Source organism: Vibrio sp. 1151_11, assembly GCF_029478525.1.
In the GTDB taxonomy this organism is placed as follows: Bacteria; Pseudomonadota; Gammaproteobacteria; order Enterobacterales; family Vibrionaceae; genus Vibrio; species Vibrio anguillarum.
This window is the reverse complement of sequence record NZ_SHMN01000010.1, coordinates 1-13374: the sequence shown is the minus strand read 5'-3', so window position 1 is coordinate 13374 and position 13374 is coordinate 1. Positions and strand designations below refer to the sequence as shown.

At 44.7% G+C, this 13374-nt stretch carries 10 protein-coding genes; 5 read left to right on the top strand and 5 right to left on the bottom strand.

The features are described 5' to 3' along the window. Positions 1 to 4: 4 nt before the first annotated feature. Entirely contained in the window at positions 5 to 1888 is a 1884-nt protein-coding gene (locus EXZ60_RS09180; protein ID WP_277435602.1) for an Hsp70 family protein, read from the bottom strand. Then, entirely contained in the window at positions 1888 to 2520 is a 633-nt protein-coding gene (locus EXZ60_RS09175; RefSeq protein WP_026028849.1) for a DUF2760 domain-containing protein, read from the bottom strand. Before EXZ60_RS09175 ends, EXZ60_RS09180 begins: the two co-directional genes overlap by 1 nt. Positions 2521 to 2828: 308 nt before the next feature. Here EXZ60_RS09175 and EXZ60_RS09170 point away from each other — a divergent pair, with 308 nt between their 5' ends. Next, the gene (locus EXZ60_RS09170) at positions 2829 to 4352 is read left to right on the top strand and encodes a sensor domain-containing diguanylate cyclase (RefSeq protein WP_277435601.1); all 1524 of its coding nucleotides are present in this window, start codon (positions 2829 to 2831) and stop codon (positions 4350 to 4352) included. Positions 4353 to 4446: 94 nt separating this feature from the next. After that, entirely contained in the window at positions 4447 to 4977 is a 531-nt protein-coding gene (locus tag EXZ60_RS09165) for a 3'-5' exonuclease (protein ID WP_013856806.1), read from the top strand. Between the two features lie 6 nt (positions 4978 to 4983). On the opposite strand, the gene EXZ60_RS09160 is transcribed toward EXZ60_RS09165, so the two are convergent. Both EXZ60_RS09160 and EXZ60_RS09155 read right to left on the bottom strand, forming a co-directional pair. Next, positions 4984 to 5427: a TerB family tellurite resistance protein gene (locus EXZ60_RS09160; protein WP_026027231.1), complete on the bottom strand. Its 444-nt coding sequence runs from the start codon at positions 5425 to 5427 to the stop codon at positions 4984 to 4986. A gap of 84 nt (positions 5428 to 5511) precedes the next feature. Beyond that, positions 5512 to 5928 (bottom strand): hypothetical protein, encoded by a 417-nt coding sequence (locus tag EXZ60_RS09155; RefSeq protein ID WP_277435600.1) that lies wholly within the window; start codon positions 5926 to 5928, stop codon positions 5512 to 5514. Positions 5929 to 6168: 240 nt separating this feature from the next. Here EXZ60_RS09155 and hrpA point away from each other — a divergent pair, with 240 nt between their 5' ends. Then, positions 6169 to 10104 carry an ATP-dependent RNA helicase HrpA gene (gene hrpA / locus EXZ60_RS09150; RefSeq protein WP_277435599.1) on the top strand — a complete coding sequence of 1312 codons (3936 nt, stop codon included), beginning with the start codon at positions 6169 to 6171 and terminating at the stop codon, positions 10102 to 10104. Between the two features lie 103 nt (positions 10105 to 10207). Next, a complete protein-coding gene (locus tag EXZ60_RS09145; RefSeq protein WP_013856810.1) occupies positions 10208 to 10690 on the top strand; it encodes a porin family protein in 483 nt (160 codons plus the stop codon). 89 nt (positions 10691 to 10779) lie between these two features. Here EXZ60_RS09145 and EXZ60_RS09140 read toward each other — a convergent pair whose 3' ends face one another. After that, positions 10780 to 11691 carry a LysR family transcriptional regulator gene (locus EXZ60_RS09140; RefSeq protein ID WP_013856811.1) on the bottom strand — a complete coding sequence of 304 codons (912 nt, stop codon included), beginning with the start codon at positions 11689 to 11691 and terminating at the stop codon, positions 10780 to 10782. Positions 11692 to 11789: 98 nt separating this feature from the next. Here EXZ60_RS09140 and EXZ60_RS09135 point away from each other — a divergent pair, with 98 nt between their 5' ends. Next, positions 11790 to 13193 (top strand): MDR family MFS transporter, encoded by a 1404-nt coding sequence (locus tag EXZ60_RS09135; protein WP_088732468.1) that lies wholly within the window; start codon positions 11790 to 11792, stop codon positions 13191 to 13193. Positions 13194 to 13374 lie beyond the last annotated feature (181 nt).

Sequence of the window (13374 nt, the reverse complement as noted above, 5' to 3'; positions counted from 1 at the left end):
GGGATTATTGAGTGACTTGAGGATCTTCACGCACATCGAACTCAACGTGCCATGTTTGGCCGTTGTCTGTCGCAATGGCTTCTAAGTGAAGTGTCCCGAGCTCTGTGATCGTTGAGGCTAAGTGAACCGGCACGACTTCGCCTTGTCGACGTCCTTCAGAAACAGGCAAGGTGACGTGGATCTCGGGCAGCTCTACAAGTTCTTCTGGAGCCCAATAATCTAAGTGCATGCCAGCTTCGTCATCGCGGCGTATTGTTGAACCAAAGAATTGAAAATGTACAGGCTCACCAATGACCAATCCAAACTCTTGGCTTGGTACGCGGACACTGGTTCCTTCTTCCATGCCAAATGGAGCGACGCACAAGCCTTCCATCGGTGGTGCGATCCCCGGAATGGCAGGCATAGCACTTTCAATACCGACGTAATAACTCGAGGCAATACCACCGCGAATACGCACACCTTGTCCACGACGAACTGCGCCGTAATACGCTGCGCCACATGCGACGGCTAAATCAAGGTCTAAGCCTGTTAAACGCTTCATCTGTGGTGCTCCCACAGTGCTCAACCAAGCATTAATAGTGCTGAGAAGACGGTTTGCTAATAAATCGGATTTTAACACGCCACCGTTTAGTAAGATGGCGGTCGGTTTGATAAAATCCATCTCCGGAGCTTCGCCCATACCGGGCATGCCAGCAAATGGATTATCATTCAGAGCGGATATGTCGCCACCCATTGCATGGGCTTGTTTTGCCAAGAACGCGGCGATATGGCGGGTAATTCCAGCGTCTTGCGCGTAGGGAAGGCCCATTTGCGTTAATGCGCCACGTGCTTTTTGCATCGGATGATCTGTGATATTCACTTGTGGGAAAAAACCATCGACCAAGGTTTGTTGCACTTCTTGTTGAGTCAATTCGGTTTTAAGCGTTGTACCGAGCAGTTTTGAACCGCGACTTGGTACCACAATCGGTACGGAATGTAGGGCACTGTCATTCAGAAGCGCCTCTTTTGCATCTCGGCAAGCGTGCGTCATCGCTTGTACTTGCCAAGGGGCTAATTCTTTACCTTCTTGCGCCAATTTCATTTTTAAACGGTAAGCAAGGGCAAGGTCCATATTATCGCCGCCGAGTAAAATGTGCTCACCAACCGCAATCCGATTGAGCGTTAAGTTACCAGCGTCTTCAGTCACTTCCACTAAGGATAAATCAGTGGTTCCCCCACCAATATCAACCACCAGAACAATGTCACCAACCTTGACTTCATCGCGCCACGCATCGTGGCTATTATCTATCCAACTGTATAAAGCCGCTTGTGGCTCTTCAAGCAGCGTTAATTGCTCAAAACCAACGTTGCGTGCTGCTTCAGCGGTTAAATCTCGGGCGGCTGGATCAAATGAAGCGGGTACTGTTAACGTGACATCTTGTGTAGCTAAGGGGAAGTCAGGGTGAGCGTGATCCCAAGCGCTTTTTAAATGCTCTAGATAGCACTCAGTGGTTTTTAATGGCGAGATCTTTTCCACTTCATCGCTGCTACCCACGGGTAAAAATGCATCACGTCGATTGACGCCACCATGACATAGCCATGATTTGGCACTGGCGACTAAACGAATCGGTGTCTTACTGCCAAGGTTGCGCGCAATGGCACCGACTAAAGCTTTTGGCTCGGCCGACCAAGGCAAAACGCGTGCGGCAGGGCTCATCTCATGTTCATGAGGCTGGTATAAAAACGAGCCTAATTGATGACGGCTTTCAACCGTACCGGGCGCGGTAAGTTGAGGGATGCTCATTACTGAAACGCGAGCGTTTTCATCCTGAGTATCAACATAAGAGAGCACGCAATGTGTTGTGCCTAAGTCAATACCAATACTAAATTTTGGCGCTGTCTGTTCCATTACAATTCAACCTCGGCAGGGGCGATGATTGAAGCATCATACTGTTCAGCCAATTTAGGCAAAGTGATAGCTGTTGCTTTCCAGCCTTTATGGACTAAGGTGCCATTAAAGGGTGCTGAACCCGTTACATTACCCGTTAAGCGAACTTCTTGCGGGTTGAAACCGGCTTCAATGGTAATTCGGCTCTCTTCATCTTCGCCACGAATGGGCGTGAGCTGAATGTAATCTTGTAGGACTTTTTTACCACCGGCGTGGATCACGCGCGCCGCGGCTCCAACTTCCTCATCTGAAAAAGCGGTGACATCTTCATTTAAGAAGTCAATCAGACGAGCTTCTTGCTGCATTAACGACAAAAGTTGTAGGGCGGAATCGGTTGGCGCTGTCGCTAATTTAGATTCGACTTCAACTACGCGCTCAATCACTTTTTCTACTTCTACGATTTTTTCGACTTCAACAATCGTTTCAACCGGCTTTTCGACTTCGACAATTTTCTCGACAGGTTTTTCAACAACTTTCTCAACGACTTTTGATTTGCGTGATACCACAATGAGAAGTAGCAAAAGGCTTGATGCACTGAGCCCAGCATGCAGCATATCAAAGGTGGTAGGGATCATATTTAAATCGAAGTTCATCACAATTCTCTTTACACAATGAAGTAGGCGTGGGAATTCTCGTGAGCCTACGGTGAATAGACTTAAAAATAGGGGCGCAGCTTACCATATTCAAGGCGAATACAGGATAGAAAGTCCGCATCATCACGTTTAAGCTAAAGTGATTGCTTGCGTTTTGAGCAGTATCAATCATTAATTCTCTATTCTGGTTCAACTTTAAGATTAATTGGTTAATAAATTGATGACTGGCTATTGATTTACCTACTTTTATAAGAGTAATTTGAGTCCTGAGTCCTGAGTCCTGAGTCCTGAGCCACGGAGAGGCTGTTATGTTAGAGAGCGACAAAAAGGTGATCTACCCTTTATGTATTTCAATTATTACCTTAATGATGACCGCGTCAGTCATCTCATTACTCTACATTAATCAAAAGAATCATATTGTCATGTTGTTTGATAGCCACGCTGAACATCAAGCAAGCATATTAGACACGTTGGTTGAAAATGATGTCAGTTTTATTGGTTCGGCTGCCAATTTTTTGCATGCTACCGAGGGGGGTAATGTGCAAGGATTTGACGTTTTTGCTCATGGTGTTATGTCAACATCCTACAGTCTTATCGGTTTGCAATGGTTAGTGAAAGTAACGAAAGATGATGCTGACGAATTTGTAACATTAATGAGGGATCGTTTGCCTCAATTTGAGTTATTTACAGTACCTAAAGCGGGTCAAAAGGTGATTGGATTTTCTGAAGATAATGAACAACCCGTTTATGTTCTGAGTGATATTTATCCTCAAACCAAAGGTAACCTTGAATTGCTCGGTTTCTATTCGCTACGCCCTCGCTTTCAAAGAATTGCTGCACATGTTGAGAGTACGGGGCTACCAGCTATATCCGATAAGGTCCGCCTATTGCAAGATGGCATAGAAGCACACCACAAAAAGGATGGATTATTGGTATATCATCCCGTTTTTAACTACAACAAACAGGAAATGATTGGTGTGGTAGTGGGTGTTATTCGACTCTCTACTTATTTTGATGGATTGGTGAGCCGCACGGCATCCGATCATCGATTGTATATGAAAGTAACCGATCTCGGATTTGATGCCGAAGATGATCCGATTCTATTCCAAAGCCCAGATTGGGATTCAATCAAAGGCATCGAAATAGAGAAACGCTTATCTCTGCCTAACCGTGATTGGAAAATTGATTTTAAGTTCTCAGAACCAATAGCGAGCAACATACAGTGGATTTTAGTGGCGCTCAGCGTCGGTGGTTTAATTATTTCGATCTTGTTAGGTTATGTTGTCTATTTGTTGATGAGAGAAAAACTTCATCTTAGCGAGATGCTAGAAGAACGTACTGAAGAACTGCGCTTTTTAGCGGACCACGATAGTTTGACTGGGTTGTATAACCGACGTGCATTCGGACGTTTACTGCAAGAGAACGTCTTACAGAAAAAAGCTTTTTCGTTGGTAATGTTTGATGTCGATGATTTTAAACTGATTAATGACAACCATAGCCACATTGCAGGCGATGAGATGCTAATACATATCGCAACGGTTATTTCACGTCATATGGGAAATAATGATGTTTTAGCTCGGTTAGGTGGGGACGAATTTTGCATTATTTGTGAATTGTCAGAACTTCAACCTTTGCAGTGTTATCTAGAAACGTTACGAGCGGCCGTTGAATCAACCGGATATGAGTTCATGGATGAAGTGCTGTATTGCACGCTCAGTATTGGGGCGGCTATCGATCATACTTACGATCAAGAGTCTTTATTACATTTGGCAGACAGCAAGTTATACGAAAGCAAAGAAAATGGTCGCAACCGAGTTTCAATCGCCCAATAACTGTCCGAACGAAAGGGTGAGAGTCGAGTTTTTGAGAGGAGTCGAGTAAGATAACGTTCTTTGACTACTTATATTTAAAGGATACGCCTGAACAATGAACTATAACCGAGTTGTCTGCTTCGATTTAGAAATGTGCTGCTGGAATGAAAATGGGGTTGGGACAACGGGTGAAATCATTGAAGTGGGTTTAGCTGAAATTGATGTACAGTTGGGCACGATTGTGAAGCGTGCTCAATATTATGTCAGGCCAGAGCAAGACGAAATTTCGCTGTTTTGTAGTGAGTTAACCGGGATAACTCCGCGTAAAATTGAAAAACAGGGGCGACCACTCGCAGGTGTCATTCAATCAATGGTTAAGAACTTTGGCGGCCCAAATAAGATTTATGTTTCGTGGGGGCGTGATGACCAAATTTTAGCTAAAGAGTGTGAGCAGAAGGGGATCGTTATGCCTTTTAGCGAGTTCATCAACCTAGCAACGCTCTACCGTATTCAGCAGAGAATGAAAGAAAAACGTATTGGTCACCGCGCCGCACAAGAAGCGCAAGGTATTGAGTGGGAAGGGCGACAGCACTCCGCTTATGTTGATGCTTACAACCTTGCGAAATTGGCGTTAACGATGTTGTAATCCGCTCTATTTTTGAGCGGAAAGTTTAGCGCGGATAAATTCACTGTGGTCGACATACAATAATTCTGCCGCTTTGCGGATCACCGCCTCTTCGAGTGGGTCTATCTCACCGTCCGCGTGCGCCACTTGCCACATCGCCTTGATAAGTTCATATCGCGTATCTTGCGAGAGCTCGCGTAATTGTGAAGTGAAATCATACAATGAAGCTGACTGTTTGACGCTTTGTTCTGCCCGAATGAGCAGTTCCGTGGTTTCTGTATCATCTAACGCTAATAGTCGTTTAACTAATTGAAACTTAGCGTCATTTTCTCGTGTGTCAATTTGATGATCGGCTCCTGCCACTTCTCTGAGCAAACAAGCAATCGCTAGGTTGGGGTTAGTGTTGGAACGCTGGCCTAAATCTTCTCCGTCCAAGAGTTGCTTGAATAGCGATGTAATGGCATTAAACATAAAAAAACCTACTGAAAATTTCGAGTCATTATTGTTTAAATAGTGGCGTATTGAGCAAAACACAAGTCAGAATAAAGTGAGATTCTAAATATCATGAGATTCATCTTCATCTTCATCTTCATCGTTCTCGTGATAAAAATCATTCGGATCTTGAGGAACGCTAGGGTCTTCTAGTATTTCAATGACTTCTGAACTTGAGTATTCATGCCCCATCAGGAAAAGCGCTAACATGGCATCGGCTTTGGATTTATTGTCCGCTTTTTCTAGCAAAATTTCTTCAAAGCGTCGCCGTATCATGGCAATCTCATGTTCAACAAAACCGCGACCTTCTTCCTCTCCTTCACCTTCCTCGGGCGCATTATCAAACTCCAGAAATAGAAAATGGCCGTCCAATTGTGTGTCAATAAGACGTTCAGGCAACCAAGCCTCACCCATCACCAATTCTGGATCGGTGTTATCGGGTAGTGAATCGAGTATGTGTTTCAGTTCAGATGCTTTCACAGTTTTATCGTTTCAGTAATCATGTCGCTATTGTAGCGGCGATTTTCTTATAAACATAAGAAATCCTGATCCGATTGCCCAATTTTAAATCGCTTAATCATACGAACGATGGCAAAACATACCGGAATCGAGGAGGAAGCGAATAAATGCTCGCCGTTTGTGAAAGGATAACTGATTGCAGGAGCGTTGATTATGCTACAATCCGCTCAGTTTTATGTAATGAAATGAATAGGAAATGCTTTGACCTCGTCACAGCCCAATCAACACAAGTCAATGAACGCTAGCAGCAACAGTGCGGCATCTCTGCGCAATGCATTGAAAGAATGCATGATGCGTGATCGTTTTCGTCTGAGTAAACGCATCTCTGGTGCGAGCAAAATAAAAAATGAGCAAGCCAAACATGCCGTTTTTGATCAAATTGCGCTCGATATTGCTCAGTCAATGATGGTGGCGCAGCAGCGTCTCAACAGCCGCGTTACCATCGACTACCCTGATTTATTGCCCGTAAGCCAAAAACGCGATGATATCGCCAAAGCGATTGCTGAAAACCAAGTGGTAATTGTGGCGGGTGAAACAGGGTCAGGCAAAACGACTCAGTTACCCAAAATTTGCGCAGAACTTGGGCGCGGTAAATATGGCCTGATTGGCCATACGCAACCACGTCGCCTTGCTGCGCGTTCGGTCGCGAGCCGAATAGCGCAAGAGATGGAAACAGAACTGGGTGGCTTTGTTGGCTATAAAGTTCGTTTTAACGATCAAATTTCCGAGCAGACTCAGATCAAATTGATGACTGATGGGATATTGTTGGCCGAAATCCAGCATGATCGTTTTCTCAATCAGTACGACACCATCATTATCGATGAAGCGCATGAGCGCAGCTTAAATATCGATTTTATCTTAGGTTATTTGAAAGAACTGCTGCCGCGTCGTCCGGATCTCAAAGTCATCATTACTTCGGCCACCATCGATCCTGAACGCTTCTCTAACCATTTTAGTGGCGCGCCTATCATTGAAGTGTCGGGTCGTACTTATCCGGTCGATACGCGTTATCGACCACTGCTTGGTGAAGAGGAAGCAGACCGCGATCAACTTGAAGGTATTTTTGAAGCCGTCGATGAACTCTGTGCTGAAGGGCTTGGCGATATTCTGATCTTCATGAATGGTGAACGAGAAATTCGTGATACGGCCGATGCGCTCAGTAAACGTAACTTACGTGATACTGAAATTGTGCCGCTTTATGCACGATTATCCGCCGGTGAGCAGAATAAAATCTTTCAGCCCCATATAGGGCGGCGCATTGTTTTAGCCACCAACGTGGCAGAAACATCCCTTACCGTTCCGGGGATCAAATATGTCATTGACCCAGGTACGGCGCGTATCAGCCGTTATAGCTACCGCACCAAAGTCCAACGTTTGCCGATTGAACCAATTTCTCAAGCGAGTGCAAATCAGCGTAAAGGACGTTGTGGCCGTGTTGAAGAAGGGATCTGCATACGCCTCTATTCCGAAGAGGATTTTCTTTCACGCCCAGAATTTACCGATCCGGAAATACTGCGTACCAACTTAGCCTCGGTTATTTTACAAATGACCGCACTTGGGCTGGGTGATATTGAAGCATTCCCATTTGTGGAAGCGCCGGATAAACGCAACATTCAAGATGGTGTGCGTTTGCTTGAAGAGCTTGGTGCGATTCTTCCTGATACCAATAAACACGGTCACGACAGCAAAAAGCAGTTGACGGATATGGGGCGCAAATTAGCACGCTTGCCGATTGATCCCCGTTTGGCGCGTATGGTGCTCGAAGCGCCAAAGCTTGGCTGCGTAAAAGAGCTGATGGTGATTGCCGCTGCACTTTCGATTCAAGACCCACGTGAACGCCCATCAGATAAACAACAAGCCTCAGATGAGAAACATCGCCGATTTTTTGATGAAGAGTCCGATTTCCTGAGTCTAGTGAATTTGTGGAACCACATTCAAACTGAGCAAAAAGCGTTAAGCAGCAGCCAATTTCGTAAGCAGTGTAAACAAGATTACCTCAATTATTTGCGGGTACGCGAATGGCAGGATGTCTACTTCCAAATTCACCAATCGATGCGTGAAATGGATTACAAATTGAACGACAAACCGGGCAATTACCAAAGTATCCACAGTGCAATTTTGGTTGGTTTACTGTCGCACATCGGTATCAAAGACCAAGAGAAAAATGAATACCAAGGGGCTCGTAACGCCCGCTTTAATATCTTTCCCGCTTCTGGTCTGTTTAAAAAGCAGCCCAAGTGGGTGATGGTCGCCGAATTGGTGGAAACCTCTAAACTGTGGGGGCGTATTGCAGCTAAAATCCAGCCTGAATGGGTGGAACCGCTGGCACAGCATTTGATCAAGCGTAGCTACAGCGAACCGCATTGGTCAAAAAAACAAGCCGCCGTCATGGCCTATGAAAAAGTGATGTTATATGGCATTCCTATTGTGCCTAAACGTTTGATTAACTACAGCACCATTGACGAGCCACTATGTCGTGAGATTTTCATTCGCAGCGCATTAGTTGAAGGTGATTGGGAAACCAAACATGCGTTTTTCAAGCAAAACCGTCGCTTATTACTTGAAGTCGAGGAGCTTGAGCATAAATCTCGCCGCCGCGATATTTTGATTGATGATGAACAGCTTTTCGAGTTCTACGATCAGCGAGTCGCAACGGATGTGGCCTCTGGGCGTCATTTTGATGCGTGGTGGCGAAAAGCCAGCAAAGCCACCCCAGATCTACTCAACTTTGAAAAAGAGATGCTATTTAAAGGTGATGCTAGCCACATCACTGATTTAGATTATCCCAACTTTTGGCATCAAAATGGTATTAAGCTGAAGCTCAGCTATCAATTTGAACCTGGCGTGGATAGTGACGGTGTCACGGTACATTTGCCATTGCCGATCCTAAATCAAATTGAGCCGACAGGGTTTGATTGGCAGATCCCCGGGTTACGTCATGAATTGGTTGTTAGCCTGATCAAGTCTTTGCCTAAAACACTGCGCAAAAACTTTGTACCGGCACCTAACTATGCGGATGCGTTTTTAGCTCGTGTCACACCGATGGAATTGCCTTTATTGGATGCGATGGAAAAAGAGTTAAGACGCATGACGGGCGTCGAGGTGAAGCGTGAAGATTGGAAGTTAGAGCAAGTTCCGGATCATTTAAAAATCACTTTTCGCGCGGTGGATCATAAAAATCGCAAACTCAACGAGCATAAAGATTTATATCAGCTGAAAGAGAGTTTGAAAGAGAAAGTACAAGAAACACTCTCTCAAGTGGCAGACGATGATATTGAACAGCAAGGTTTGCATACGTGGAGCTTTGGTGAATTACCGAAAGTGTACCAACAAAAGCGCGGCGGTTTCGAGGTTAAAGCCTATCCAGCGTTAGTGGATAGTAAAGAAAGTGTTGAAATTAAGCTTTTTGAGACTGAGCAAGAACAACTCAATGCAATGAAAGCAGGGCAAAGGCGTCTGATTTTGCTGAACGTTCCTTCACCGATTAAATATCTGCACACCAATTTACCGAACAAGTCAAAATTGGGGCTCTACTTTAACCCGTATGGCAAAGTATTGGACCTGATTGATGACTGTATTGCTTGTGGGATTGATAAGTTAATTGAGCAGCAAGGCGGTTTAGTGTGGGAGCCGGAGCAGTTTGAGGCACTGAAAGAGTTTGTGCGCGCTGAATTGGGCGATACTGTGGTCGATATCGCCCAACAAGTGGAGACGATTCTTACCACGGCATTCAACATTAATAAAAAGCTGAAAGGGAAAATCGATTTTACGATGGCCTTTGCGTTATCGGATATCAAAGCGCAGATCGAAGGTTTGATCTTTAAAGGCTTTGCCACCGAATGCGGCTGGAAGCGTTTGCCGGATATTCTGCGTTACATGCGCGCGATTGAACGTCGGATGGAGAAGTTACCCATTGATCCAAATAAGGATCGTTTGCACATGTTGAAAATTGAAGCGGTAACCAATGATTACAAAGCGCTACTAAACAAGATACCTCGTGGTGCAGAAGTACCTGAAAATGTTAAAGAGATCCGTTGGATGATTGAAGAGCTTCGCGTGAGTTTATTTGCTCAGCAACTTGGCACTCCTTATCCAGTTTCAGATAAACGTATAAAAAATGCGATTGATGCTTGTTAGGTATAAGATTTGCATCTAACCAACAGTTCACTATAATTTGACGCTATGTGGCAATCGGTCGCCGTTTTGAGGCCACTGCCAAATTAAATAAAGAAGGTTCATCATGAAAAAGACTTTAATCGCACTGGCGCTGATCAGTACATCTTCAATGGCGTTTGCTGACTCTTGGATTTATGGCGGCGCATCGGTAGGCCAATCGGATTTGAATGGTAAAAGCGGTACTTCGTACAACATTCATGCCGGTACGGGTATTCTTCCTCTGATTGGCCTCGAAGCGGGTTACACCGACCATGGCAAATTTGAAGTCAGTGCCACGAATGAAATCGCGGCCTCTTCTGTTTATTTTGCGGTAAAGCCAAGCATTGATTTTGGCCCTCTGCATGTGTATGCCAAGGGTGGTTTGCATTCTTGGGATAAAAAATTAAACAGCAATAAAATAGATGATGGTTTTGACATCATGTACGGTGTAGGCGCTGAATACTTCCTGATGGGGCCCATTTCAGTTGGTGCAAGTTACATGAATTACACTCTGGGCGATGACGATATTGGTACGGTTTCATTCAACGCGACCTTCCACTTTCTTTAATCTAGTCACTCAATCGCTTTCAACCACTTCTTGCTCGTTAGTAGCAAGAAGTGGTTTTTTATTTGAGCAGTATGGTGTGGTGTACATTCTCAAGTACGCCAGTAACTGAAAGCAAAGCGCGACCAGTGATTGATGATGTAGTCAATAAATGCCTGAGTTCGCTCAGGAAGAAAACGTCTCTGAGGGTGCAGCAAATAAACATCCGCTCCTTCAATCTGCCAATTAGGCAATAATGGCACTAATCGTTTCTCCTCTAACTCCTTATCAATTAATCCTTTAGGTAACCTTGCAATACCCATATTCATGAATGTGGCTTGTAAAATCGTATCAATTTCCTCAGAACTAATACGTGCCTGAGGGATAAATTGAAAACGTTCTTTGCTTTGCTGATGTTCAAATATCCACGCTTGTTTGGTATTTAAAGTGAGTAGTGGCAGAGAAAGTAATTGCTCTGGATGTTTTAGCAGCAAAGAGGCCGAGTAGTCAGGGCTTGTGCACAACACGGAAGGGTTATTAGCTAGTTTGCGCGCAACCCAATCGGATTGAGGTTGTGGACCAAAACGTAGCGCTATATCAAGGTCGTGCTGGGTATGATAATCCAGCCCTGCACCGACTTGAATACGAATGTTGACTTTAGGATGTTGCTGACAAAATTCCAGTGCTAATGGACTTAGCTGATGCCGAATGGGTAGGATTGGCGCGTTAATGACGATCTCGCCTCTAAACTCTTGTTTGGCTTTTAAAGCTTGTGCTTGTTTATCTTCTATTTGGCTAAATAGGTTGGCATAGGTTTCAAACAAATGCTCGCCTTCTTTCGTTAGTACCACTTCTTTACTGTTTCTGATCAGTAGAATGCTGCCAATATCTTGCTCCAACTGCTGAATTCTGCGGCTCAACGTGCTGGTGGACAAGGCTTTTTGTTTTGCTGCCAGCGTAAAATTGCCACATTTCACTACCGTTAAAAAGAGTGATAAATCATCAAGTTTCATCATTAATCCCATTTATGCAATAAGCCATCCCATTCTATCCTATTTTAGGATGTGCACTATTACGTTATCGTGTCGGTCGCGCATTCTAATCAAGTTCATATGAGGGGCACATGCCTACCGATTCAACTTATTCAGCTAATCCGAAAATTATTTTTGCCAGCGTTGCTTTAGTCATCGCTTTAGGCTCGCTTGAAAAAAGCATCGTTACCACTCCATTGGCTCTTATTGGGCAAGATCTCTCGGCAGGACAAGCATTAACATGGGTGATTACTGCTTATCTATTAGCATCGACCGCTGTATTGCCCGTCTACGGTAAACTGAGCGACTTGTTCGGACGAGTTCGGATGCTAAATGTCAGTATCGTGATCTTTATGTTGGGTTCCGCGCTGTGTACCTTTGCTTTTGATCTACCCAGTTTAATTGGTGCTCGTGTGATTCAAGGGATTGGCGGTGGAGGCTTAATAGCTCTGGCATTTACCGTTATCGCCGATTCAATTCCTGCGCGCGAAGTGGGCAAGTACCAAGGTTATATTTCAGCGGTTTATGCGGTGTCCAGTATTGCAGGGCCACTGCTTGGCGGCTATTTTGCTGACTACCTCAGTTGGCGGTGGGTATTCGGTATTAATTTACCGTTAGGGTTGGTGGCACTTTACATGGTTAACCGCTATTTGAAGCATCTCAATAAACGCAGAGATAGTCGCTTTGATTGGGTGGGAGCAGCGTTACTCATGAGTGCGACGACTTTGCTGCTGTTATTACTTTCTTCACATTCATTTATCCCTACTGGCTGGGGTGCGTTTGCATTACTGGCGTGTTTAGTTGCTTTGGTGGTTGTTGAACGCAGAGTGAGTGATCCTATTTTACCGGCGCGTTTAGCACGTCTTCCGAATTATCTGACCGCGATTGTTCTTATTATGGGATCGCAAATGCTGATGTTTGCGCTTTTGGTTTATTTGCCGCTGCAGTTTCAGTGGCAAAAAGGACTCACTCCGTCAGAAAGTGGTGCGATTATGGTGATCTTCATGGTCTGTATTACCTCTGGCGCTTATGTGGGTGGGAAGCTCATCGCGAAGTTTGGTCGTTATAAGATGTTAGTGATCGTCGGTTTTGCTTTAGCTATGGCTGCATTGTGGCAAGTTCATTACGATATGTGGGTGAAATTTGCATTGGGTTTTGCGGGTATAGGTATTGGTTTAACCTTACCGGCCTTAGGCGTTGTTGTACAAAGTGTCTTACCCGCACGCGATCGCGGCATTGGCATGTCACTGTTTAATTTTGGACGAGAACTCGGCGGTGCACTCGGTGTTGCGTTCTGTTCCGCGCTCTTTTATCTGAGAGTGCCAAGCGAAGTCATGGTTGCTGAACACAGTGCCGAGCAGGCCGGCGTTTCCACTCAGGTATTATCACAAGGTTTTAGCTTGGTTTATATTGGCATGAGCGTATTAGCGTTACTGGCGATGTTACTGACAGTATGGCGCTTGCGTAAAGATGCATTGATGAAAAGTTCATCATGAATTCCTGCGTGTTATTGAGCGTTAACTAAGTGTAAAAAAAGCAGCGATTTAAGCTTAATGCCGTTCACTTAAGAGTGAACGGCATTTTTGTTCTTAGCATACCGTTGTGGTCTAGGCTTAACTGTTCTAGGGAATGTTCTTTCCCTTCGCCCTTCAAGTATTAAGCTTTCAGCCATGTTGT

Coding starts and splice junctions, on each gene's coding strand:
- EXZ60_RS09180 (WP_277435602.1), bottom strand. CDS start 1,888: ATGGAACAGACAGCGCCAAAATTTAGTATTGGTATTGACTTAGGCACA.
- EXZ60_RS09175 (WP_026028849.1), bottom strand. CDS start 2,520: ATGAACTTCGATTTAAATATGATCCCTACCACCTTTGATATGCTGCAT.
- EXZ60_RS09170 (WP_277435601.1), top strand. CDS start 2,829: ATGTTAGAGAGCGACAAAAAGGTGATCTACCCTTTATGTATTTCAATT.
- EXZ60_RS09165 (WP_013856806.1), top strand. CDS start 4,447: ATGAACTATAACCGAGTTGTCTGCTTCGATTTAGAAATGTGCTGCTGG.
- EXZ60_RS09160 (WP_026027231.1), bottom strand. CDS start 5,427: ATGTTTAATGCCATTACATCGCTATTCAAGCAACTCTTGGACGGAGAA.
- EXZ60_RS09145 (WP_013856810.1), top strand. CDS start 10,208: ATGAAAAAGACTTTAATCGCACTGGCGCTGATCAGTACATCTTCAATG.
- EXZ60_RS09140 (WP_013856811.1), bottom strand. CDS start 11,691: ATGGGATTAATGATGAAACTTGATGATTTATCACTCTTTTTAACGGTA.
- EXZ60_RS09135 (WP_088732468.1), top strand. CDS start 11,790: ATGCCTACCGATTCAACTTATTCAGCTAATCCGAAAATTATTTTTGCC.